Genomic DNA, 24,055 nt, shown 5'->3' with positions numbered 1-24,055 from the left:
CACTTCGCCACCCCATCATGCGACCGCTGCGCCTCTGGATCCATACCCGCCGCCACCCGTCCGCCATCCTGCTGCTGGTGCAGCTGCTCGGGATGCTGCTGTATCCCTTCATCGAGCACGCGCCGGCCGGGCACGGGGCCTTCAACGTCTTCGGCGTGGTGGTGCTGGCGCTGACCATCCGCATGGTGCGGCGCACGCCGGGCGAGACCTGGATCAGCGCCACGCTGGCGGTACCGATCATCGCCCTGCTGGCGCTGCAGACCTTTTTCGACCTGCGCAGCACGCTGCTGCCCTGGTCCTCGGCGCTGGAAGCGCTGTTCTACTTCTATGCGGCCGGCAGCCTGATCGCCTACATGATGGGCGACCGCCAGGCCACCACCGACGAGCTGTTCGCCGCGGCCTCCACCTTCACCCTGCTGGCATGGGGCTTCACCCACCTGTACATGATGGTGCAGGAACTGCATCCCGGTACCTTCGCGGCCGCCGTCAACGCCTCGGCGCCGCGCTCCTGGAGCGAGCTGAATTACCTCAGCTTCGCGCTGCTGTCGAGCACCGGCATCGGCGACGTGATTCCCCTGACCGTGCATGCGCGCGCCCTGTGCAGCATCGAGATGCTGGTCGGCGTGATGTACCTGGCGGCCGTGGTGGCGCGCCTGATCGGCTTCACCACCCAAGGCAGGGTGCACCGGCGCCGTCCCGGCACGCAGCGCGAGGAATGGGAGAAGGACTGATCATTCCGCCGGCGGATCGTCCGGGGCGTCCTGCTCCGGCTCCTGCTCGGAATCGCGCTGCTTGCGCACGACCGAGCTCGAATAGGTGAACTCGAACGATTGCAGCCCGCCCGGGAAAGGCTTGGCATCGAGCACCGCCTTTTCCACGGCCATGTCGAGCAGGAGGTTGCCGGAAGACGCGATGACCTGGACTTCCTTCACCCGCCCGCCGGCATCCAGCATGGCCCGGTAACGTCCGGTGTACTTGCCCTCCCTGGCGGAGCGGGCTGGATGGAACTGGACCGGTGGGATATGTGCGCGCAGCGTCTCCACCGGGATGGTCACGGGCCCGGGCGGCGTCGTGCGCTTGTCCGCGCCCGCGATATCGGCCGTGTAGCGCACGTCGAACTGGCGGGGCGTCGCGGGCGGGAAGGCGGCGGCATTGCGCAGCGCCAGGCCGACGGCGGCATCGAAACCCGGCTCGCCCGAGGTCTGCCAGTTCTGCACCCGCTCCACTTTCCTGTCCTCGGTCAGGAACACCTTGTAGACGACTTCCAGCTTGCCGGATCGCGCGCCTGGCGGCGGGGTATAGCGCAGGGGCGGCACGACGCGGTCGAGGACAGCCTGCGGTACGGCGGGCGTTGACCGGGGCGCCGGCGCCTGCTGCGACGCCGGCGGAATGAAGCCGCGGCCGCTCTCCTGCTCGCCGCCTGAATGGTTGAAGACTGCGCGCAGCACGGCGCTCAGGACCAGGAACAGGACGATGCCTTGCCAGGTCGTGAAGGTGCGCTTCGGCTCGGCTGCCTGGAGAAGCGGCTCCTGGACGTCGAAGGCAATCGGGGCGCCGCCCGCCTCGCGGTAGGCGCTGCGCCAGCGCTCCGCGTTCTCCATATCGGCGACGACCGCCATCAGGGCCGGAAAGCGCGCCAGCATGCGTTCCGTGTCCGGCATCGCCGCCTGGACGCGCCTGGTCGCAGGAATGTCCGACTGCCGCAGCATCCTGGCCAGCTCGCGCATGCGCACCTGTTCTTCCGCCGGCAGCGCATCGAAGACGTGGCGCTCCTCGATGGCCTGGTCGAGGAAGCGCCCGGCCTGGCCCAGCTGCCACAGGCGGCGCCGGTCGCCGTCCCAGGCAAAGGCGTCCTTCGCCGCCACGAACAGGGCCTCGTGTCCCGGGCGCCAGCCATTGGCGAGCATCGAGGCGACGTAGGCCTCGAAGTAGATGCGGGCGTCGATGTTGACCAGTTCTTCGTCGGCGAAGCGCGCCTCGATGGCGGCGCGCCAGGCAGCGACGTCGCCGAGCTTGTCGGCCGCGGCCAGGGCCTTGGCGCTCTCGCCGAGGCGGCCAAAGACTTCGCCGCCCAGGCGCACCGCTTCGGGCGGTTCGTCTTCCTGCGACGCCTGCTGTTCTTCCGGCAGTGCGTCTTCCGCCGCGACTGGCACGGCGGCCGGCGGCGCTTCCGGCTGTGGGGCATCCTGCGCCAGCTTCCAGCGCGCCCAGTCCAGCGCGACCTCGTAGGCATTGCGCAGCGCCTGGAAGCCGTCCGCATCCGCTTCCTGGTCGATGCGCTTGAGCTTGCGCGCATAGGCGCGGCGGATGTCGCTCGCCGAGGCGCTCTCGTCCAGCTCGAGCAGCTCGAGGAAATCGTAGGTGGTCTCCATGCCTCAGGCGTCGGGCAGCAGGAAGCTCTGGTGGTCGAAATAGTCGACCACGTCGCGGAAGGACTTCGCGGCCGGCGCGATGACGCGCTGGTCCTGCGATTCGAGCGCGGTCTCGAAACCGGTGATCTCGCGGCCCAGCTGCTCGCGCGGCATGCCGCGCAGGTGCTGGTAGAGGCGCTCGGCGCGGGCCAGCAGGGTGCGGTTCTCGATCCGGTCGCGCGGGTGGATCTTGAGTTCGGACAGGGCGACGAAGCGCTGGGCGATCTCCTGTTCGCTCAAGAGGCCGGGATTGCCTTCGATGACGAGGCTGTGCACTTCTTTCGTCGCCACCACCGTCGCCTCCACCTGCAGCAGGCCGTTGACGTCGTAGGTGAAGCGCACGTCGACGCCATGGTCGGCCGTGCCCTGGGGCAGGCGCACTTCCAGCTGCCCGAGCTTGATGTTGTCGCTGGCCATGCGCGCTTCGCCCTGGTAGACGACCAGCTCGATGAGCTGCTGGTCGTCCCGGATCGGGAAGTAGCGCTTCACGCGGCTGACCGGCACCACCGTGTTGCGCTCGATGATGGGGTCGAAGTGGCCGTGCGAGAAATGGTCGCCGCCGATGCGCACCGTGGTGCTCACGCCCAGGGAATAGGGCGCCACGTCGGTCATCACCACTTCGTCCAGGGCCGCGTCGCGCATCTTGAGGCCCGCCTGCACCGCGGCGCCGAGGGCCACGACTTCGTCGGGATTGATCTCGCAGGACGGGAAGCGGCCGAACATGCGCGCCGCCATGCGCCGCACGATGGGCATGCGGGTGGCGCCCCCGGCCAGCACGATGTTGTCCAGTTCCGCCAGGGGCAGGCTGGCGTCGCGCAGGGCGCGTTCGACCGGGCTGCGCAGGCGCGCCAGCAGCAGCGCGCAGGCTTTCTCCAGCGTGGCCTCATCCAGCTCCATGCGGTAGTCCTGGCGGCCGTCGCCGGCGATGATCTCGGCGCGCGGGCTGTCGCTGAGCGCGCGCTTGGCCAGTTCCGCCTGCGCGACCAGGCGCTGCATGAAGGCGGCGTCGTGGCGCAGGGCGGCGGGCGCCTTGCTGGTCTCGAAGAAGCGCTCGACCAGCACGGTGACGAAGTCCTCGCCGCCCAGGTGGTTGTCGCCGGCCGAGGCGCGCACTTCCATGACGCCGTCGAACAGGTCGAGCACCGAGACGTCGAAGGTGCCGCCGCCCAGGTCGAACACGAGGAATTTCGATTCGCCCTCGCGCAGGTGGATGCCATAGGCCAGCGCCGCCGCGGTGGGCTCGTTGAGCAGGCGTTCGACCTTCAGGCCGGCGAGCTGGCCGGCGGCGCGGGTGGCCTTGCGCTGGGCGTCGGAGAAGTAGGCGGGCACCGTGATGACGGCTTCCTCGACCGGGCGGCCGAGCGCCGCCTCGGCGTCTTCCTTCAGCGAGCGCAGCACCAGCGCGGACAGTTCTTCCGGCCGGAAGGCGCGCTTGCCCAGGAAGAGCGTCTTGTCGCTGCCCATCAGGCGCTTGAAATTGGCGGCGCTGTGCTGCGGGTGGGTCTGCAGGCGCTCGCGGGCGGCGCGGCCGACCAGGATGGATCCGTCCTCGTCGACGCTGACGCAGGAGGGTGTCAGGACCTCGCCCAGGCTGTTCGGGATCAGGCGCGCGGCGCCGTCTTCCCATACCGCGATCAGGCTGTTGGTGGTGCCCAGGTCGATCCCGACGATCATCGTTTTCCTCTCGTATGTGCAGGTGAACCGGACGATCTTACCGCCAAGTCGGGGGCGATGGCCGGGCTGCCCCGCTTTTATACGGTGTGGGTAAAACGCCATATGCATGCATATGGGCGCAGGCGCCGTTCGTTGACCGCTTCGCCCCGCCGTGCGATATTGCTTTTCTTGCCATCTCTCACCGAAAGCAATCGCATGCGTCCTCAGTTTCGTCCCCTTGTCTCCGCCCTCGTCATTGCCCTCGCCACGGCCGGCTGCGCGTCCGTCCCGACCCAGCTCGATGCCATTTCGCCGCAGGCCCTGCGCGGCCATGTCTCCTTCCTGGCTTCCGACCTGCTGGAAGGCCGCGGCACGCCTTCGCGTGGCCAGGACGTGGCGACCGAATACATCGCGTCCCAGTTCCGCGCCGCAGGCCTGGAGCCGGCCGGCGACGACGGCTACTTCCAGACCGCGACCTGGCAGTACGCCGAGCGCAAGGAAGGTGACGTGGTCCTGAGCGTCAAGGCCGGCGGCGCGACCATCGAGGTGCCCGCGGGCGGCGTGACCGGCAACTTCCTCGACGCGGTCTCGGTTGCCGGCGCCGCCACCGTCTTCATGTCCTGGAAGGATGCGCTGGCGAACAATGCCGCCGCCGACGGCAAGGTGCTGGTGGTGCCGGCCGGCCCGGTGCCGGGCGCCGCCCGCGTGCTGCAGCAGAAGCTGACCGGCAAACCTTCGCTGGTGATCCTGGTCGACAAGGAAAAGCGCCATGGCGCCGGGACCGGCGGCTGGCTGGTCGATCCGGAGCAGCCGCCGGCGAAGGGCGCGGTGCCGGTGCTGGTGCTGCACGCGGCCGACGCGGCCCAGGCGCTGGAGAAGGGCGGCGCCACGGTCACGGCGCGCGTCGCCGCCGCCGCGCTGCGTCCGGTCAAGCTGCGCAACGTGATCGGCGTGCTGCCGGGATCGGACGCGAGCCTGAAGAGCAGCTACGTGCTGGTCACGGCCCACCACGACCACGTCGGCATCCGCGACGGCGAGGTGTACAACGGCGCCAACGACGACGCCAGCGGCGTGGTCTCGGTGATCGAGATCGCCAAGGCCCTCGCCGCGAACAAGGAACGCCCGCGCCGCAGCATCGCCTTCATGACCATGTGGGGCGAGGAACTCGGCCTGCTGGGCGCGAAGTACTATGCGCGTCATCCGGTGTTCCCGCTGAAGGACACGGTGGCCATGATCAACCTGGAGCAGACCGGCCGCACCGACGACAGCGAGGGCAAGCAGCTGAATTCCGTCGCGATGACGGGCTTCGATTACTCCACCGTCAGCGAGATGATGAAGAAGAGCGCCGAGCGCAGCGGCGTGCGCCTGTGGAAGCATGCCTCGTTCAGCGACATGTTCTTCTCGCGCGCCGACAACCAGGCGCTGGCCGACGCCGGCGTGCCCGCGCATACCCTGTCGGTGGCCTACGCCTTCCCCGACTACCACGGCAAGGACGACACCTGGGACAAGCTCGACTACGACAATATGGCGCGCGTGACGCGCATGCTGGCGGGCGGCGTGGTTGACATCGCCAACGACACGACCCGCCCCGAGTGGACGGCCGTGCCGAAGGCGGCCGCCTACGCCGCCAAGGGCCGCGAGCTGAAGGCCGGCGCGCCGGCCGCGAAGTGATGGTGGGTGCGGCCGTGATCCGGCGCCTGCAGCCGCAAGACTGGCAGGCTTACCGCGCTATCCGCCTGCGGGCGCTGGAGGACGCGCCCGATGCGTTCTGCGCGACCCTGGCGGAAGCGCAGGCCTGGGATATCGGAGAATGGGCGGCGCGCCTGGAGCGGGCGGCGTCTTCCGGGATCGACTGTCCCCTGGTGGCCGAGCTGGACGGCGCTCCGGTAGGCATGTTGTGGGCCAAGGTGGATGCGGCGCATACGAACCGCGTGAACCTGTTCCAGGTCTGGGTGGCGCCCGAAAGCCGCGGCCGTGGCGTCGCATCAAGGCTGCTGGACGAGGCCCTGGCCTGGGCGCGGAAGCGTGGAGCGCGCGCCGTGCACCTCGGCGTGAATCGCGCGAATGCCCACGTGGTCCGGCTGTACGAACGCGCCGGCTTCGAGGCGAGCGGCACGCCGCGGCCCATGCGCGAGGGATCCTCCAATATGGAGCAGCAGATGCGCCTGCTGCTCGCGGCAGGCGAATGAAAAAACGGGACGCCACGCGGCGTCCCGTTTTTCATGCAGGGCAGGGGATCAGTTGCCGCAGCCCAGCGAAGCGATGCGGTCGCGCGCGGCCTTCGCCTGCACCAGGCCGAAGCCGTACTTGGTGTCGCGGCCGGCCGTGCCCAGGTCGAGCGCGCTCTTGGTCAGCGAGGCGCGCATCTGCGCCGCGGTACAGGTCGGGAAGTAGCTCCACACCAGCGCCGCCACCGCCGACACGTGCGGGGTCGCCATCGAGGTGCCGTCGAAGTAGGCGTAGTTGCCGGCCTTGATGCCGACCGTCGCGCTCTGGCCCAGCTGGGCCTTCATCGCCGTGCCTTCGGCATCAGTGGCGGTGACGGACGGGATGTTGGTGACGGTGGTGCCCAGGGTGCCGCCGAAGGCGCCGGCCACGTTGTTGTACACGACCGCACCGACGCCGCCGCTGTTCTGGCAGTTGCTGACCTTCACGGCGAAGTCCACGGTGCCGCGCTGGATCAGGCAGACCTTGCCCGAGACCGCGGTGTTGACCTGGTCGCCGATGCCGAAGTCGGCCAGCGGCGCGGTGGCGGTCTTGACCGGCGAGCCTTCCATGGCGCCCGGCGCATAGGCCACGCCGCCCACGTTCAGGACCGCTTCCTGGCCGCCGCCCATCGGGACGGTCGACAGCACGCCGACGCCAGGACCGGCCAGCTCGACCTTGCTGTTGTACTGCGAGAAGGTGGCCCACTGCTTGTTCTCGTCGACGGCGCCGACCATGATCACGCTGGTGTAGCCGGCCGGGTAGGAGACCACGGTGTTGCCGTCGTTGCCGGCCGCGGCGATGTTCAGCACGCCCTTGGAATACAGGGTGTCGAAGGCGCGCTGCTCGGTCACGCTCTTGCGGCCGCCGCCCAGCGACATGCTGATCACGTTGGCGCCGGCGGCGCCGCACTTGTTGGCGGCCGAGGCCAGGGTCGAGGAATAGGCCCAGCCGTCCTTGCCGAACACCTTCACGATGTGCAGCTTGAGCTGCTGGTTCGGGTTCACGCCGACCACGCCGGTGCCGCTGTTGTTGATGGCGGCGATGGAGCCGGCGACGTGGGTGCCGTGGTGGTTCTCGTCGGTGTACCACCAGCCGGTGCCGGCATCGTATTCGCCGGTGACGGGATTGGTCGACAGGTCTTCGTGGGCGCGGTCGTAGCCCGAGTCGATGATGCAGACCTTGCGGTTGGCGGCATTCGCGTCCGACAGCAGGTCGGCCTGCACCTGCTTGATGCCGTAGGGGACCAGCTGGCCGCTCTGGTAGGGCGTGCCGGTCGAGGGGCTGGTCAGCGCGAAGGGCTTGCGCACCACGTCTTCCTCGACGTATTCGACGTTCGGGTTGTGCTCGAGCCCCTTCAGTGCGACTTCCGGCACCTCGATCGCCATGGCGTTCATGCCGAAGATCTCGTGCTTGACCGCGCCTTTGGCCTGCGTGACCGCCGCTTTCATTGCGCTGGCCGCACCGGGCTTGAAGGCGACGATGACGCGGGTGGTGCCGGGCGCGGCGGCCTGTGCCTGGCTATAGAGGCCGGCCGCCAGCATGGCGGCCAGGCATACACGAAGAGAAGTTGCGCGAGTGTTGTTGTCTACCATTGATGTTCTCCGTTTGAAAATAGATGACTCCGGGGCTCTGCCGGCCCTGTGCGCTTGTTATTCCGCACGCATATGCGGAAATGCAGTGTATTTCAGAAATTTCTAGGTGTGCATACGTGTGCCGAGCGACCGTGGGGAATTGGTCACAAGACCTAGTTCTTTTGAAAAACTCTTCCATAAGGCAGAGGGTGGCATGCTATCTTTACCCCAAACAACCGAAAGAACGCCGATTCCTGCCCTGCCTGTATTGATGGGAAATGCCATGCCGGCACGCAATGTCGCGGTCTTCCACGCCCAAGCCCAGTCCTTGTTATCATTTCAAACTTTACGGCGTAGCAAGAGCGACGTCGTCCCATCGCTCATGGTTCAGGAAGGGAAGAGATGAAGACAAAGGCAGCAGTTGCATGGAAGGCGGGCCACCCGCTCACGATCGAGGAAGTCGAGCTCCAGGGCCCGAAGGCGGGCGAGGTGCTGGTCGAAGTGAAGGCCACCGGGATTTGCCACACCGACTATTACACCTTGTCGGGCGCCGACCCGGAAGGCCTGTTCCCCGCCATCCTCGGCCATGAAGGCGCGGGCGTGGTGGTCGACGTCGGCCCGGGCGTGACCAGCCTGCGCAAGGACGACCACGTCATTCCGCTGTACACGCCGGAATGCCGTCAGTGCAAGTTCTGCCTCTCGCAGAAGACCAATCTGTGCCAGGCGATCCGTTCGACGCAGGGCCGCGGCCTGATGCCCGACGCGACCTCGCGCTTCTCGCTCGACGGCCAGCCCCTGTACCACTACATGGGCACCTCGACCTTCTCGAACTACATCGTGGTGCCGGAGATCGCGCTGGCCAAGGTGCGTTCGGATGCGCCTTTCGACAAGATCTGCTACATCGGCTGCGGCGTCACCACCGGCATCGGCGCCGTGATCTTCACGGCCAAGGTGGAGGCGGGCGCCAACGTGGTCGTGTTCGGCCTGGGCGGCATCGGCCTGAACGTGATCCAGGCGGCCAAAATGGTCGGCGCCGACAAGATCATCGGCGTGGACCTGAACCCGGAACGCGAGGCGATGGCGCGCAAGTTCGGCATGACCCACTTCGTCAACCCGACCAAGGTCGAGAACGTGGTCGACACCATCGTCCAGCTGACCGACGGCGGCGCCGACTACAGCTTCGAGTGCGTGGGCAACGTCAACACCATGCGCCAGGCGCTGGAGTGCTGCCACAAGGGCTGGGGCCAGTCGATCATCATCGGCGTGGCGGCGGCCGGCCAGGAAATCTCGACCCGTCCCTTCCAGCTGGTGACGGGGCGGGTGTGGAAGGGCTCGGCCTTCGGCGGCGCGCGCGGCCGCACCGACGTGCCGAAGATCGTCGATTGGTACATGGAAAACAAGATCAACATCGACGACCTGATCACCCACCACCTGCCGCTCGATCGCATCAACGAAGGCTTCGATCTGATGAAGTCGGGCGAATCGATCCGCTCGGTGGTCGTGTTCTAAGAACACCTCCGGACGGGCCGCCCGGCCCGTCCAGTCCTCCTTCCCCGCTTTTTTCCATCCGTACCGCGATTCCTGCCGCCTGTCGCACGGGACTGGCCGGCTTTGCCGTGCGCGCCTACAGTCCATCATCGCCGCCGAGCTTCGGCCGAAAGTAGAAAAAAAGTTCTAGACAATTTTATCTAGAACTTTTAATCTAGTTGCCAACGATGGAGTGTTGATGAACCTGAACGAGCTGCTTGCGAGCGCCGCGCCGGCCCTGGCCTGGGCGCTGATCGATTTCCTGTGGCAGGGCCTGCTGGTCGGCTGGGCCGCGGCCCTGCTGCTGGCGGCGATGCGCAAGGCGCGGCCGCAGGCCCGCTATGCGGTGGCCTGCGGCGCGTTGCTGTTGTGCGCGGCGCTGCCGCTGGCCGGCACGGTCCAGCGCCTTGCCCAGACGGGTGCCGGCAACGTGACGACCCTGCTGCCGCTGGTGGTGGCGGATGCCGATGCCGCCCCGGTCGCGGTGCGCTCGATGGTGCTGGAAGCCGGCCGCTTCGCCGGCTGGGAGGCGGCCCTGCAGGAGCGCCTGCCCCTGGTGGTGCTGTTCTGGGCCATTGGCGCCGGCCTGCTGGCCCTGCGCATGATGCTGGGCCTGGCCTGGGTGCGGCAGCGCAGCCGTCCTGGCCACTATCGGGCCGATCCGGCCTGGCAGGGGAAACTCGATGCGCTGGCGCGCCGCATGGGCATCGGCCGCCGCGTCGTGCTGGGCCTGGTCGACGACTTGACCAGCCCGGTGACGGCAGGCTGGTGGCGCCCGGTGGTGCTGGTGCCTGCAAGCCTGGTCTCGGGCATGCCGCCGCAGCTGCTGGAAGCGCTGCTGGCGCACGAGCTGGCCCACGTCCGTCGTTGCGATTACGTAGTGAATCTGATCCAGAGCGCGATCGAGATCCTGCTGTTCTACCACCCGGCCGTGTGGTGGCTGTCGAACCGGATCCGCGAAGAGCGCGAACAGATTGCAGATGATGTAGCCGCAAGCACGCTCGGCGAACCGCGGCGCCTGGCACTTGCATTATCCGAACTGGACCTGTTCCAGTTCACCCCAACAGTTGTCCCAGCTGCCCATGGAGGAAATCTCATGTCCCGTATCAAACGCCTGGTTCGCCCGGAAGCCGAAACCCTGAACTGGAAGCTCGCGCTTCCCATCCTGGGCCTCGCCGTCAGCGCCGCCTTCTATTCCTGGGCGAGTCCCGCCCATGCCGCCGCCGAGCCGCAGGAGAAGTCTGCAGCAACAGTGCAGACCGATAATCTTGTGACCAGGCATAAGGACGTCACCATCACCACCTCGCGCAGCGAACATCCCTACGCCGTGGTGCGCGCCAGCGACAAGGGCGTGTCCATGAGCGGCAGCAGCGAGGACTGGGACGAGATCAAGCAGGCCAGGCGCCAGATCGGCGGCGACTTCCTCTGGTTCCGCGACAACGGCCAGGCCTGGTATATCCAGGACGCCGGCCTGATGGCGAAGGTCGACGCGGCCTGGGCGCCGGTGACGAAGCTGGGCAAGCAGATGGATGCCTACGGCAAGGAAATGGACGTGCATGGCAAGCGCATGGACAAGCTCGGCAAGGAAATGGACGTGGCCGCGCGCGGCATCAAGGTCGACGAGTCGAAGATCCGCGCAGCAGAAGCCCGCATGAAGGTGCTGGGCGAAGAAATGGAAGCATTGGGCAAGCAGTTCGCCAAGGCCGACGACGCCGAACGCGAGCGCCTGAGCCGCCACATGAGCGAGCTCGGCAACCAGATGTCGGCGGAAGGCCAGCGCATGGGCCAGGAATGGCAGGCGCCGGGCGTGCGCCAGGCGCAGAAGTCGATGGACGAGATCGGCCGCCGCATGGGCGAGGCCGGCAAGCCGATGGACGCCATCGGCAAGAAGATGGGCGCGCTCGGCAAGGACATGGAGCGTGAAACGCATGCGGCCGACAAGACCGTGCGCGCCCTGATCCGCGAGGCGCAGGAGAAGGGACTGGCCAAGCCGGTGCCGCGCGCGGGCTGAGCGGAGTAGGGTGGTCGGCTTCGCCGACCGCGCGTTCAAACTTCGGAATCACATAGGCGCATTGTGCCTCTGCGGAGCGGTGAGTTGAACGCGCGGTCGGCAGAGCCGGCTGCGCGCCCCGGACCACACTACAGTTGCCTGTCTCCGGATGCAGAATCAGTGCTGCTCGACCTTGCCGCGCCATGCGCCGGTTTCCGAGCCGCGCTTCTCGAGCAGTTCCTTGAAGTTCTGCATATTGCCGCGCAGTTCCATGCGCACCGCGCCCAGCGCGTCACCCACGGACTCGATCGCGTTCTCCGGTTCGTAGTCCATCTGGACCGTGACGCGGCAGCAGGTATCCGAGATCTTGTGGAAGTCGGCGACGCCGCCGTTCTTCACACCGGTCACGCTGCGCCATGCGATGCGCTTGTCCGGGATCTGTTCGGTGATCTCGACATCCCATTCTTTCTCTTCGCCGGCCACGTTGGCGCGCCAGTGCAGGTGCTTGTCGTCCAGCTGGCGGATTTCCTTGACGCTCTTCATGAACTGCGGGAAGTCCTCGAACTGCGTCCACTGGTTGTAGGCAGTCTTGACCGGGACGTTGATCTCGATCGTCTCGGTGACGGAGGAGCTGGCGCCAAAGCCGTTACGATTCGCTTTGAGTTTTTTCGACAGCATCATGCCGCCAACGGCGAGCGCGGCGACGGTAACTACGCGATTCAACATAGGTTTCTCCTTGGGCTGGGAAGCCGTCCGCATCATTGGGGATATCGGCCCGTAGCGAGGCGTGCGGACAGTTGGCTTCGTGGATGTACTGACACGACGGGCCGCGCGAATCTGTCGCGAATCTGTTATTAAAATAAGCGAAAAGACAATCATGCGGCGCGCGAAACAATAGGATGCCTATACTGTTGAGTACGCATACTTGCGCTTATTTACGCTCTATTTACTGCGTGAAAGGAGGGGAAGATGGATTTGCAGGGAGGCTGTTTCTGCGGTGCAGTCCGCTACGAGATCAAGGGCGACATCTTCAACAGCACGCTGTGTCATTGCACGGATTGCCGCAGGATTTCCGGCGCGCCGGCGCTGGCCTGGTTCAGCGCGCGCCGCGCCGATTTCCGCTACACGACAGGCGAGCCCGCACGTATTTCTTCCAGCGAGCAGGTGTTGCGCGGCTTCTGCCCGCACTGCGGCACGACGCTCACCTTCGAGGATGGCCGCTGGCCCGAGGAGCTCGACATCGCCAGCTGCTCCCTCGACGATCCGGAAGCAGTTCCCCCCGGCGACCATACCTTCGTGCGCAGCCGCCTGCACTGGGTGAAGCTGGCCGACGGCCTGCCGGAGTATCCGACCACGCGCACCGCCGGCCCGGGAGCTTGAGCGCGGCAGCGTACTGGATGGACATACAGTAAATCCGGCGGTATATAATGGCCGCATGCAGACCGATCTCCTCCACAACCTGAACGAAGAACAGCTCGCCGCCGTCACCCTGCCGTCGCAGAGTGCGCTGATTCTGGCCGGCGCCGGCTCCGGCAAGACCCGCGTGCTGACCACCCGCATCGCCTGGCTGATCCAGACCGGGCAGGTCTCGCCGGCCGGCATCATGGCGGTGACGTTCACGAACAAGGCGGCGAAGGAGATGCTGACGCGCCTGTCCTCCATGCTGCCCATCAATACGCGCGGCATGTGGATCGGCACCTTCCACGGCCTGTGCAACCGCCTGCTGCGCACCCACTACAAGGATGCGGCGCTGCCGCAGACCTTCCAGATCCTGGATTCGCAAGACCAGCTGTCGCTGATCAAGCGCATGCTCAAGGCGGCCAATGTCGACGACGAGAAGTACCCGGCCAAGGCGCTGATGTACTTCATCAACAACGCGAAAGAGCAGGGCCTGCGCGCCAACCGGCTCGAACCGAACGACCCGATCGAGCGCCGCATGATCGAGCTCTACGAACTCTACGAGGGCCAGTGCCAGCGCGAAGGCGTGGTCGATTTCGCCGAACTGCTGCTGCGATCCTACGAACTGCTGGCGCGTAACGGACCGTTGCGCCACCACTACCAGATGCGCTTCCGCCACATCCTGGTGGACGAGTTCCAGGATACGAATGACCTGCAATACAACCTGCTCAAGCTCCTCGCCGGCCACGACGAGGAGGGCGGCGGCGCCATCTTCGCGGTGGGCGACGACGACCAGAGCATCTATGCCTTCCGCGGCGCCAACGTCGGCAATATGCAGGCCTTCGAGCGCGAGTTCCGCGTCAAGAACCTGATCAAGCTGGAGCAGAACTACCGCTCCTTCGGCCACATCCTCGATAGCGCCAACTACCTGATCGCCAACAACGCCAAGCGCCTCGGCAAGAACCTGCGCACCGACGCGGGCCAGGGCGAGCAGGTGCGTGTCTACGAGGCGTCCTCCGACCTCGAAGAGGCGCAGTGGATCATCGAGGAAGCCAAGAGCCTGATGAACGAGGGCGTGCCGCGCAGCGAGATCGCGATCCTGTACCGCTCCAATGCCCAGAGCCGGGTGATCGAGCATGCGCTGTTCGCGGCCGGCATCCCCTATACCGTGTACGGCGGCCTGCGCTACTTCCAGCGCGCCGAGGTCAAGCATGCGATCGCCTACCTGCAGCTGATGGACAATCCGCACAACGATTCGGCCTTCCTGCGCGTCGTGAATTTCCCGACCCGCGGCATCGGCGCGCGCTCGATCGAGCAGCTGCAGATGGCGGCCGATTCCTATGGCATCTCGCTGTACGCGGCGGTTCCCTATATGACGGGCAAGGCGGGGTCTTCGCTGGGAGCGTTCGTGAAGATCATCGAGTCGGCGCGCTTCGAGACCCAGCAGCTGCCGCTGCCGGAGCTGGTGCGCGTGGTGCTGGAACGGAGCACCCTGCTCGAGTACTACCAGAAAGAAAAAGAAGGCGCCGACCGCATCGAGAACCTGGAGCAGATGGTCAATGCGGCGACCCAGTTCGTGCAGGAAGAGGGCTTCGGCATCGCCGCGCCCGCGCACCTGGGGCCGCCGGCCCTGCCGCAGGCCGGCGAAGCGATCGTCAATGAGGACGGCATCGAGGTGCTGGACGGCGGCGCGCCGCTGCCGAGCGTGATGTCGCCCCTGTCCGCCTTCCTGACCCACGCCTCGCTGGAGGCGGGCGACGCCCAGGCCCAGGCCGGCCAGGACGCCATGCAGCTCATGACCGTGCACTCGGCCAAGGGCCTGGAATTCGACGCCGTCTTCATCACCGGCCTGGAAGAAGGCCTGTTCCCGCACGAGAGCAGCGCGCGCGAGCTCGATGGGGTCGATGAAGAACGCCGCCTGATGTACGTGGCGATCACGCGCGCACGCCGGCGCCTGTACATGAGCTTTACCCAGCAGCGCATGCTGCATGGCCAGACGCGCTTCAACATGAAGTCGCGCTTCTTCGACGAACTGCCGGAAGAGTCGATCAAGTGGCTGTCGCCGCGGGTGCAGACCAACTGGTTCGCCGGCCGCAAGTCGCAGACCGCCTGGGACGACGCGGAATTCCGCAACGGCACCGACAACCGTATCGCGCAGCAGATCACGAACAAGTCGGCCGCCGGCAACGGCACCGGCTGGCGCGTGGGCGAGACGGTGGCGCACGCCAAGTTCGGCGAGGGCGTGATCGTGAATATCGAAGGCGGGGCGGGGGCCGCGCGCGCGCAGATCAATTTTGGCGCGGCGGGGATGAAGGTGCTCGACCTGTCGGTCGCAAAGCTCGAACGCGTCGGTCGTTGATGTTTGTAGGGTGGGCGGTCCTCCGCCCACGCGTCCAAACTTCGGTATTGCTGCCCGCGCGTCTATTCTATTGCTTGCTGAACGCGTGGGCGGGGGACCGCCCACCCTACATTATTTCGCTAAACTGACGCCGCCATCCTGCGGCTTGCCGAAAATCTGCCGGTAACCCGCATACATCGCGCACTGCAGCAGCAGCACGAACAGGAAGATCAGCCACATGATCACCACGCGCGTCATGTTCGAGGCGCCCAGCAGCAGCGTGATCACCATGCAGATCCCCAGGAAGATCGCGAACCAGGCCAGCAGCAGCACGATGAACACGCGCGCGCTGCGCAGCACGGCGAAGAAGCTGTAGAAGATCGCCTTCCCCGGCGCCATCTTCTGCCAGTAGGTCAGGGGCGCCGCGAAGCACAGCGACATCAGGATGATCACGTCCAGGCCGAACACGGCGAACATGCCGAACAGGTCCGAGGCCGCCACCTGCGGCTGGCCGCCCTCGCGGCCCTGGCGCGCCATCTGCTCCCAGAAGCCCGGGTCGACCGCGAAGCGCATCAGGAGCGCCATCAGCAGCGACACGCCGAGGTAGATCAGGCCGACCTTGCACAATGCGGGCAGCACCGGCTTGCGAAAACCGGTGAGCAGCACGCCGGGCGTGACCCGTTCGCCGTTCTCGATCATCAGGCAGGCCTTCATGAAGGCCATCGAGAAGGAGGGAATCAGGACCACGGCGACCATGGGCCCGAGCAGGGGCACGGCGCTGATGCCGATGCTGATCAGGATGTTTGCGAACAGCAGGGTGGTCAGGGCGGCGGGCTGTTTGCGGAACAGGCCGGCGCCTTGCTTGAGCCAGTGCCAGCCGGTGATTGCGGGAAGTGAGTTCATAAGGGCAGCTGGGGCGCGGCGCGCTCGATGCGTTCGCGCAGGATGCGTTCGAAATGGGTTGGATCGTGCGGCGTGAGCAGCTCGGCCGCGCGGGGAAGATGGAGGTCGTACAGGCGCGAGAGCCAGAAGCGCAGGGCGCCGGCGCGCAGCATCGGCTGCCAGGCGGCGCCTTCTTCCTGCGTGAAGGGGCGCGCCGCGTGGTAGGCGTCCAGTAAAGCGCGCACGCGCGCCTCGTCGAGCACGCCCGTGGCCAGGTCGATGCACCAGTCGTTGACGGTGACCGCGATGTCGAACAGCCAGGTGTCGACGCCGGCGAAATAGAAGTCGAAGCAGCCGGAGAGGCGCTCGCCTTCGAACATGACGTTGTTGCGGAACAGGTCGGCATGCACCGGCCCGCGCGGCAGGGCGCCGTAGCTGGCGCCGGCCGCAAAAGTCGCCTGGAAGGCCGTCTCCTCGCGCAGCAGCGCGGCTTCGGCTTCGCTGAGGTAAGGCTGGACCTGGGGCGCGGTGGCCAGGATCCAGTCCAGGCCACGCAAATTCGGCTGGTGCAGTTCGAAATCCTGGCCGGCCAGGTGCATGCGCGCCAGCATGCGGCCCACTTCGGCGCAGTGCACCGGCCGCGGGTCGAGCTGGGAAGCGCCGGAGAGGCGGCTGACGATGATGGCCGGCTTGCCGTGCAGGGTGACGACCAGTTCGCCATCCCCGTTCGGCACCGGCGCCGGCACGGGGATGCCGCGCCCGGCCAGGTGGCGCATCAACTGGACGTAGAAGGGCAGCTGCTCGAATGTCAGGTTCTCGAAGATGGTGAGGACGTACTCGCCCGCCTCCGTCGTCAGGAAGAAATTGCTGTTATCGATGCCGGAAGAAATGCCGTCGAGCGCCAGGGCGCGTCCGAGGGGGAACTGCTTGATCCACTGGCTCAGGTCGTCCAGTGTGACCGCGGTGAAAACTGCCATGTGCTAGCAACAGAGGTGAGGGTCGGCCGCGACTGGCGCGGCACCGGGTTTATTTTTTCTCGACGGGTTCCAGGGGCGGCGGCGGCGGCGCGTCGGCACGGGGCGGCACGCCCGGCCTGGCCGGGGCAGGGGCGACGGCGCCATCGCTTGCTGCCTGCTTCTTCGGATTGCCGAAGTCGAATTCCTTGACGGTCCATTGCGGGCCGCGCTGCGAACTCATGGCGTCGCCCGGCAGGGCGGTGCCGACCTGGGTATTCGGTTTCAGGGTGTAGCGGCTCGGGCCGCTTTCCACTTCGACTTCGCTCACCTGTCCGCGGTTGTCCCGCTTTTCGGTGATGCGGGTGCGTTCTTTCGACGGAATGGTGGTGGCCGGCGTGTCGCTGCCCGGTTCGATGCGCTCGAGCTGGGGCGGCTGCTGGCTGGGGCGTTGCTGCGGCTGGGTCTGCTGCTGGGTCCGCTGGGAACCGGTCGATTGACCCGGTTGCTGGCCCGGCTGCGCCGGCATCTGCTGCTGGGCCAGGGCCAGTCCGGCAGGAATGAACAGGGACAGCGTCAAGAGTTTCAGGCGGGAAGATGTGCTCAACATGATGGTCACCTTGTGTCGTTTAGTCCATTGTAACAAACAGGCACCGTTCCCTGTGAAAAGTGCACACAATCGCCCCGCTGTGTCCGGCATGCAAGCCGGGAGAGGCGGGGCCGATTCTGCGATAATGACGAATACTCTTGCGCACCCACTTTCGATTCTTCGCCTCTATGGAAAATACCCTGCTGCTCGTTGACGGTTCCAGCTATCTTTACCGCGCCTACCACGCGCTGCCCGACCTGCGCAGCCCGGACGGTTTCCCGACCGGCGCCATGCACGGGATGGTCAATATGCTGCGCCGCCTGCGCGCCGACTTCCCGGCGGCCTATATCGCCTGCGTGTTCGACGCCAAGGGCAAGACCTTCCGCGACGACCTCTATCCGGAATACAAGGCCACCCGCGCCTCGATGCCGGAAGACCTGGGCAAGCAGATCGAACCGATCCACGAAGTGGTGCGCCACATGGGCTGGCCGATCCTGATGGTCGACGGCGTCGAGGCCGACGACGTGATCGGCACCCTGGCCGTGCAGGCCTACGCGCGGGGCATGAAGACCGTGATTTCCACTGGCGACAAGGACCTGGCCCAGCTGGTCAACGACCGGGTCATGCTCATCAATACGATGACCAACGACAAGCTCGACGAAGCCGGCGTGATCGCCAAGTTCGGCGTGCCGCCGAACCGGATCATCGACTACCTCACCCTGATCGGCGACACGGTCGACAACGTCCCGGGTGTGAACAAATGCGGTCCGAAGACGGCCGTGAAGTGGCTCACCCTGCACAACTCGCTCGACGGCGTGATCGAGAACGCGCACAGTATCGGCGGCGCGGTCGGCGAGAACCTGCGCGCGGCGCTCGAATGGCTGCCGAAGGGCCGTGAGCTGATCACCGTGAAGACCGACTGCGACCTCGTGAACCACGTGGTCTCGTTTGAAGAAACCCTGGTCGGCCGTCCGGAGAATGCGGAAGCGCTGCGCGACTTCTTCCAGCGCTACGGCTTCAAGACCATGCTGCGCGAACTGGGTGGCGGCAATGGCCGTGCCGATGGCGCGGTGGCGCCCGCGCGCGGCGCCGGTCCGGGCGGCGCGCCGCTCAATTCGCCGGAAGGCGCTTCGGGAACCTTGCCTGGTATGCCCGTCATCAAGGGCGAGTACGAGACCGTGCTGACCGAAGAACAGCTGGATAAATGGCTGGCGCTGGTCGACGCGGCGGACGTGACCTCGGTCGATACCGAGACCACGTCGCTGGATCCGATGACGGCTGAAATGGTCGGCATCTCGCTGTCGGTCGAAGCGGGCAAGGGCGCCTATATCCCGGTCGCGCACCGGTATGCCGGCGCGCCCGACCAGCTGGGTCGCGAACACGTGCTGGAGCGCATGCGCTCCTGGCTCGAGAATCCGGCCAAGCCCAAGCTCGGCCAGAACCTGAAGTACGACATGCACATCTTCGAAAACCACGGCATCAAGCTCGCCGGGATCGTGCACGACACCCTGCTGCAGTCCTACGTGTTCGAGTCGCACAAGCCGCACGACATGGACACCATGGCGATGCGCCACCTCGGCTACACCACGATTCCCTTCGTCGATGTATGCGGCAAGGGCGCCAACATGATCTGCTTCGACCAGGTGGAACTGAACCGCGCGACCGAATACGCGGCCGAGGATTCCGACATCACCCTGCGCCTGCACCAGACCATGCTGCCGCACGTGGAGGCCGACAAGGGCCTGACCTTCATCTACCGCAACATCGAGATGCCGACCATGGAAGTGCTGCAGAAGATCGAGCGCAACGGCGTCCTGATCGATGCGGAGCTGCTGCAGAAGCAGTCGGGCGAACTGGGCGCGCGCATGCAGGAGCTGGAGCAGCAGGCCTATGAAGCGGCCGGCGGTCCCTTCAACCTCGGCTCGCCCAAGCAGATCGGCGAGATCTTCTTCGGCAAGCTGGGCCTGCCCGTCATCAAGAAGACCGCCACCGGCGCGCCGTCGACCGACGAAGAGGTGCTGCAGAAGCTGGCCGAAGACTTCCCGCTGCCGAAGATCCTGCTCGAGCACCGCGGCATGTCCAAGCTGAAGTCGACCTACACCGACAAGCTGCCGAAGATGGTCAACGCGAAGACCGGCCGCGTGCACACCAACTACGCGCAGGCGGTGGCGATCACCGGCCGCCTGTCCTCGAACGAGCCGAACCTGCAGAACATCCCGGTGCGCACGAGCGAAGGCCGCCGCATCCGCGAAGCCTTTGTCGCGCCGAAGGGCAGCGTGATCGTCTCGGCCGACTATTCGCAGATCGAGCTGCGCATCATGGCGCACATCTCGGGCGACCCGGCGATGCTGAAGGCCTTCGCGGAAGGCGAGGACATCCACCGCGCCACCGCCGCCGAGATCTTCGGCATCCCGCCGGAAGAAGTGCAGAGCGAGCAGCGCCGCTATGCGAAGGTGATCAACTTCGGCCTGATCTACGGCATGAGCGCCTTCGGCCTGGCCCAGAACCTGGGCATCGAGCGCGCCGCCGCCGCCAACTACATCGACCGTTATTTCGCCCGCTTCGCCGGCGTGAAGCAGTACATGGACGAAACCAGGCTGCAGGCCAAGGCGCGCGGCTACGTCGAGACCGTGTTCGGGCGGCGCCTCTGGCTCCCGGAGATCAATTCGCCGAACGGCCCGCGCCGCGCCGGCGCCGAACGCGCGGCGATCAATGCGCCGATGCAGGGCACGGCCGCCGACCTGATCAAGCTGGCCATGATCGCGGTGCAGGGCTGGCTGGAAGCGGAGAAGCTGGGCACGCGCATGATCATGCAGGTGCACGACGAACTGGTGCTGGAAGTGCCGGAAGGCGAGCTGGAACTGGTGCGGGTGAAGCTGCCGGAGCTGATGGCGAGCGTGGCCGAGCTGAAGGTGCCGCTGGTGGCCGAGACGGGCGTGGGGAGTAATTGGGAGGAAGCCCATTGAGTATGGGCTTCCGCGCATTGAGTATGCGCTTCCGCGCATTGAGTATGCGCTTCCGCCCATTGAGTATGGGCTTCCGCGCATTGAGTATGCGCGTCCGCCCATTGAGTATGCGCTTCCGCGCACTGAAGTGTTTCCGAATTGTTGCGCTGTAGATACTGAATGCACAGCTCATCTGTAAAGACTGTAAGTATTTGTTTCAAGGTGAGCTGTATCGCGTAACAATTGCCACAGGGAATGTTATGATCCTTTCAAGCGCTGTCATTGGCGAAGCAAGAAAGGTATCCGTAACGTGTTCAAGAAAAAATCCCACTTCGCCCTGCTGGGCGCCACCCTGCTTGGCGCCGCAGTCCTCGTTGCCTGTGGCGGCGGAGGCGGCGACACCGCCCCCGCCACGCCGGTCAGCACCCTCGGCACGCTTGCCGTGTCGCTGACCGACGCCCCGGCCTGCGGCTTCGACGCCGTCAATGTCACCGTCTCGAAGGTGCGCGTGCACCGCAGCGACAGCGCGCTCGACACCGAGTCGGGCTGGACCGACATCACCCTGAACCCGGCCCGCAAGATCAACTTGCTGAACCTGAGCAACGGCGTGCTCGAGGCGCTCGGCCAGACCTCGCTCGAAGCGGGGCGCTATACCCAGATGCGCCTGGTGCTCGATACGAATGCGAACACCGTGGTCCCGGTCGACGGCAAGACCGAACTGCCGCTGGAGACCCCGAGCGCGGTCCAGAGCGGCATCAAGCTGGTCGGCGCCTTCGAGGTGAATGCCGGCCGGAAGACCGAGGTCGTGCTCGACTTCGACGCCTGCAAATCGGTCGTCACCCGCGGCAAGGGCAGCTATGCGCTCAAGCCGGTCGTGAAAGTGGTGCCGGTCGCCGCCAACGGCATCTCGGGCTTCGTCAGCACCGCGGTGCTCGGCCGCGGCGTGCAGGTCTCGGCGCAGCAGAACGGCAGCATCGTCAGCGCCACCACGCCGAACCCGGCCACCGGCGAATTCTTCCTCTCGCGCCTCGCGCCGGGCAACTACGACGTCGTGATCACGGCCGACAACAGCGCGGCCAGCGTGGTCGCCGCGGTGCCGGTCGCCTCGGCCACCAGCACCACGGTGCTCAGCACATTGATGGCGCCGATCCTGCTCGCGCCGGGCAATACCGGCTCGATCGGCGGCGCCGTGACCATGACGCCGGCGAGTACCGAGCCGGCCTTCGTCGCGGCCAGGCAGACCTTCGCCGCCGGCCCGACCGTGACCATCAAGTATGCCGGCGCGGACCTGGCGAGCGGCGCGTATACCATCGCCAAGCTGCCGGTGAGCGCGCCGCAGTTCGCAAGCTACAGCGCGACCCTGCCGCTAAGCTTCAGCGCCGGCAGCGCGGCCCCCGCCGGCAAGTACCGTGTCGAGGCCTCGGCCACCGGCTACGCCGCCAGGGCCGTCGACGGTGTGGATATCGGCAGCAGCAACCAGTCGAACGTGCATTTCGCACTGAGCCGCTGAGCGGCGCAGGCAGAACGAAAAAGGGGCGGCCCCGTGGGGCCGCCCCTTTTTCGTTCGCTCTCCTTGTTCAGGCGCGGCGCTTGCGGCGCACAGCGCCCAGGCCCAGCATCGCGATGCCGAACAGGGACAGCGATGCCGGTTCCGGCACCACGACGATGTCTTCGATCGGCGTGTAGTCGATGTCGAGCGTGGCGCCGAAGAAGTTCAGGTCGCCCGCCACGTCCAGGCTGAAGTCCAGCTTGCGGTCGCGCAGCAGGGCAGCCAGCAGGCTCTTGTTGTCGTCGGGCAGCGCGCCGTCGAGCACGATTTCGCCGGTGTAGTCGGTGGTGACGATGCGGTTCTGGAACTGCTTCTGGACGATGGTCGTGACCTGCTGGCAGTTCGCGGTGCCTTGCTCCCACTGCGTCTTCAGGCAGCTCACGTTGGTGTTGTTCTTCACGTACTTGACGGTCGTCGACTCGACATAGGTCCGGGTCGGGACGATCTCGTCGCTCGTCTCTTTCGTGGTCGCGCCGGTATATTCCGCGCCGCCAAAGTAAAGCTTGACCGACTCCTTCTCGCCCTCGCCGGTGCGCGGCATGGTCACCGTGGTGGTGACGGTATCCGTGAAGGTGCGGTCGGCCTGTTTGGCGGTCGGGTTCCCGCCCGCCTTGCGTACGGTCACGGGCGCCGAATTGACGCTTTCGCCGGTGGTGTAGGGAACCACATCGCCGTCGTCGACGAAGAGGAAGGAGAACTTCAGGCTGCTGATCGCGAAGTTCTTCGGCAGGACGGACGCGTCGAAGCTGCCTTGGTAGCTGCCCTGGCTCAGGTAGGAGGGAAGGCCGGTGGCCTGCAGCGTCAGCGGCTCGGCCATGGCAGGAGCGGCGCCGAGGGCGAGGAGGGCCAGCACGGTGTTGAGGCGGGTTTGGAGCGTCATGGGGTTTCCTTGGTGGTCACAACAGCAGGAGCGAGAAATTGACAAATTTGATTGTTGTCTATAGTAAGCAATACTTGTGCCAAGGAAAAATTCTCTGTTAAATCAAGGACATGTATTGACGTTATGGCCGAGGTGTCAAGTTTCTCGACAGTTTTCCTGGGTTGCACAATTGAAATTTGTATCCGCGCCGTTCAAAACCGATACTGATAAGATAAGGTTGCCATTTCATCTTCTTCTTCAAACCTACCCGGAGGGACGTTCATGAAAGACCTGATTTCGGACGGCGAAAGCCTGCTCGCCACCAGCGCATTCGATAACGGCGTCGATCGCCGCGTCTTCCTGAAAGCGGCCGTCGGCAGCGGCTTCGCCGTGGCGGCGCTGCCGGTGGTGGCGCAGACCCAGATCCAGACCAGTACCGAAGGCCTGGACGCCGCCGACCACATCGTCGTCGTCAATGGCCAGGACGTGCCGGTCTACCGCGCCCAGCCCAAGGACCGCACCAACCTGCCGGTGGTGCTGGTGATCTCCGAGATCTTCGGCGTGCACGAGCACATCAAGGACGTGGTGCGCCGCTTCGCCAAGGCCGGCTACCTGGCCGTCGCGCCGGACCTGTTCGTGCGCCAGGGCGACGCCACCAGGACCCCGATGCCGGAGCTGATGAAGAATATCGTCGCCAAGGTGCCGGACGCCCAGGTCATGAACGACCTGGACACCATCGTGAAGTGGACCAAGCAGCGCGGCGGGAACACCGACAAGCTGGGCATCACCGGCTTCTGCTGGGGCGGCCGCATCACCTGGCTGTACGCGGCCCACAACAAGGACGTGAAGGCCGGCGTGGCCTGGTATGGCCGCCTGGTGGGCGAGACCAATCCGCTGCAGCCGCAGCAACCGATCGACGTGGCCCAGAGCCTGAAGGTGCCGGTGCTGGGCCTCTACGGCGCCAAGGACACCGGCATCCCGCTGGATTCGGTGGAGCGCATGCGCAAGGCCCTCGATTCGGGCAACAGCCGCTCTCAGATCCACGTGTACCCGAATTCCGGCCACGCCTTCCATGCCGACTACCGTCCGAGCTTCAATGCCGACGACGCCAAGGATGGCTGGAGCAAGGCGCTGAACTGGTTCTCGAAGAACGGCGTCGCCTGATTCCCACGCCGCTGGTCT

General features: G+C 66.0%; 18 protein-coding genes. 10 read left to right on the top strand and 8 right to left on the bottom strand.

Annotated elements, in window-relative coordinates; translation table 11 throughout:
- The first annotated feature begins 17 nt into the window (after positions 1-17).
- Complete coding sequence (locus ACQ7JA_RS05160) at positions 18-731, top strand: ion channel (RefSeq protein ID WP_430895231.1); 714 nt, start codon at positions 18-20, stop codon at positions 729-731.
- Here ACQ7JA_RS05160 and ACQ7JA_RS05155 read toward each other — a convergent pair whose 3' ends face one another.
- Complete coding sequence (locus tag ACQ7JA_RS05155) at positions 732-2,372, bottom strand: hypothetical protein (RefSeq protein WP_430895229.1); 1,641 nt, start codon at positions 2,370-2,372, stop codon at positions 732-734.
- 3 nt (positions 2,373-2,375) lie between these two features.
- Positions 2,376-4,085 (bottom strand): molecular chaperone HscC, encoded by a 1,710-nt coding sequence (locus ACQ7JA_RS05150; protein ID WP_430895227.1) that lies wholly within the window; start codon positions 4,083-4,085, stop codon positions 2,376-2,378.
- Between the two features lie 195 nt (positions 4,086-4,280).
- Between ACQ7JA_RS05150 and ACQ7JA_RS05145 the strand changes: the two genes are divergently transcribed.
- Positions 4,281-5,735, top strand: a complete 1,455-nt coding sequence (locus tag ACQ7JA_RS05145) for a M28 family metallopeptidase (protein ID WP_430895225.1) — start codon at positions 4,281-4,283, stop codon at positions 5,733-5,735.
- Entirely contained in the window at positions 5,735-6,253 is a 519-nt protein-coding gene (locus ACQ7JA_RS05140; RefSeq protein WP_430895223.1) for a GNAT family N-acetyltransferase, read from the top strand. Before ACQ7JA_RS05145 ends, ACQ7JA_RS05140 begins: the two co-directional genes overlap by 1 nt.
- Positions 6,254-6,301: 48 nt before the next feature.
- Here ACQ7JA_RS05140 and ACQ7JA_RS05135 read toward each other — a convergent pair whose 3' ends face one another.
- Entirely contained in the window at positions 6,302-7,864 is a 1,563-nt protein-coding gene (locus ACQ7JA_RS05135; RefSeq protein ID WP_430895221.1) for a S8 family serine peptidase, read from the bottom strand.
- Between the two features lie 381 nt (positions 7,865-8,245).
- On the opposite strand from ACQ7JA_RS05135, the gene ACQ7JA_RS05130 reads away from it, so the two are divergent.
- Entirely contained in the window at positions 8,246-9,352 is a 1,107-nt protein-coding gene (locus tag ACQ7JA_RS05130) for an S-(hydroxymethyl)glutathione dehydrogenase/class III alcohol dehydrogenase (protein WP_430895219.1), read from the top strand.
- Positions 9,353-9,569: 217 nt separating this feature from the next.
- Positions 9,570-11,381, top strand: coding sequence for a M56 family metallopeptidase (locus tag ACQ7JA_RS05125; protein WP_430895217.1), 1,812 nt, complete (start codon positions 9,570-9,572; stop codon positions 11,379-11,381).
- 156 nt (positions 11,382-11,537) lie between these two features.
- Here ACQ7JA_RS05125 and ACQ7JA_RS05120 read toward each other — a convergent pair whose 3' ends face one another.
- The gene (locus ACQ7JA_RS05120) at positions 11,538-12,086 is read right to left on the bottom strand and encodes an SRPBCC family protein (RefSeq protein ID WP_430895215.1); all 549 of its coding nucleotides are present in this window, start codon (positions 12,084-12,086) and stop codon (positions 11,538-11,540) included.
- A gap of 243 nt (positions 12,087-12,329) precedes the next feature.
- On the opposite strand from ACQ7JA_RS05120, the gene ACQ7JA_RS05115 reads away from it, so the two are divergent.
- Positions 12,330-12,740 carry a GFA family protein gene (locus ACQ7JA_RS05115; protein ID WP_430895213.1) on the top strand — a complete coding sequence of 137 codons (411 nt, stop codon included), beginning with the start codon at positions 12,330-12,332 and terminating at the stop codon, positions 12,738-12,740.
- A 55-nt stretch (positions 12,741-12,795) separates the two neighbouring features.
- Entirely contained in the window at positions 12,796-15,117 is a 2,322-nt protein-coding gene (locus ACQ7JA_RS05110; RefSeq protein ID WP_430895211.1) for a UvrD-helicase domain-containing protein, read from the top strand.
- A 111-nt stretch (positions 15,118-15,228) separates the two neighbouring features.
- Here ACQ7JA_RS05110 and ACQ7JA_RS05105 read toward each other — a convergent pair whose 3' ends face one another.
- From ACQ7JA_RS05105 to ACQ7JA_RS05095, 3 genes are read right to left on the bottom strand one after another with little or no spacing between them, the layout of a single operon-like run.
- Positions 15,229-15,999 (bottom strand): BPSS1780 family membrane protein, encoded by a 771-nt coding sequence (locus ACQ7JA_RS05105; RefSeq protein WP_430895209.1) that lies wholly within the window; start codon positions 15,997-15,999, stop codon positions 15,229-15,231.
- Entirely contained in the window at positions 15,996-16,955 is a 960-nt protein-coding gene (locus tag ACQ7JA_RS05100; protein WP_430895207.1) for a homoserine kinase, read from the bottom strand. Before ACQ7JA_RS05100 ends, ACQ7JA_RS05105 begins: the two co-directional genes overlap by 4 nt.
- A gap of 49 nt (positions 16,956-17,004) precedes the next feature.
- Positions 17,005-17,541: a hypothetical protein gene (locus ACQ7JA_RS05095; RefSeq protein WP_430895205.1), complete on the bottom strand. Its 537-nt coding sequence runs from the start codon at positions 17,539-17,541 to the stop codon at positions 17,005-17,007.
- Positions 17,542-17,708: 167 nt separating this feature from the next.
- Here ACQ7JA_RS05095 and polA point away from each other — a divergent pair, with 167 nt between their 5' ends.
- Together polA and ACQ7JA_RS05085 are read left to right on the top strand one after the other, a co-directional pair.
- Positions 17,709-20,486 (top strand): DNA polymerase I, encoded by a 2,778-nt coding sequence (gene polA / locus ACQ7JA_RS05090; RefSeq protein WP_430895204.1) that lies wholly within the window; start codon positions 17,709-17,711, stop codon positions 20,484-20,486.
- Between the two features lie 289 nt (positions 20,487-20,775).
- Positions 20,776-21,975 (top strand): DUF4382 domain-containing protein, encoded by a 1,200-nt coding sequence (locus ACQ7JA_RS05085; RefSeq protein WP_430895202.1) that lies wholly within the window; start codon positions 20,776-20,778, stop codon positions 21,973-21,975.
- A 67-nt stretch (positions 21,976-22,042) separates the two neighbouring features.
- Here ACQ7JA_RS05085 and ACQ7JA_RS05080 read toward each other — a convergent pair whose 3' ends face one another.
- A complete protein-coding gene (locus ACQ7JA_RS05080; protein ID WP_430895200.1) occupies positions 22,043-22,894 on the bottom strand; it encodes a PEP-CTERM sorting domain-containing protein in 852 nt (283 codons plus the stop codon).
- A 261-nt stretch (positions 22,895-23,155) separates the two neighbouring features.
- On the opposite strand from ACQ7JA_RS05080, the gene ACQ7JA_RS05075 reads away from it, so the two are divergent.
- Complete coding sequence (locus ACQ7JA_RS05075) at positions 23,156-24,037, top strand: dienelactone hydrolase family protein (RefSeq protein WP_430895198.1); 882 nt, start codon at positions 23,156-23,158, stop codon at positions 24,035-24,037.
- Positions 24,038-24,055 lie beyond the last annotated feature (18 nt).

Origin of the sequence: Massilia sp. BKSP1R2A-1, assembly GCF_050586525.1 — a bacterium.
Lineage (GTDB): Bacteria > Pseudomonadota > Gammaproteobacteria > Burkholderiales > Burkholderiaceae_D > Telluria.
Note: the sequence above shows the minus strand (reverse complement) of the source record. Positions and strands in the feature narration are given on the sequence as shown.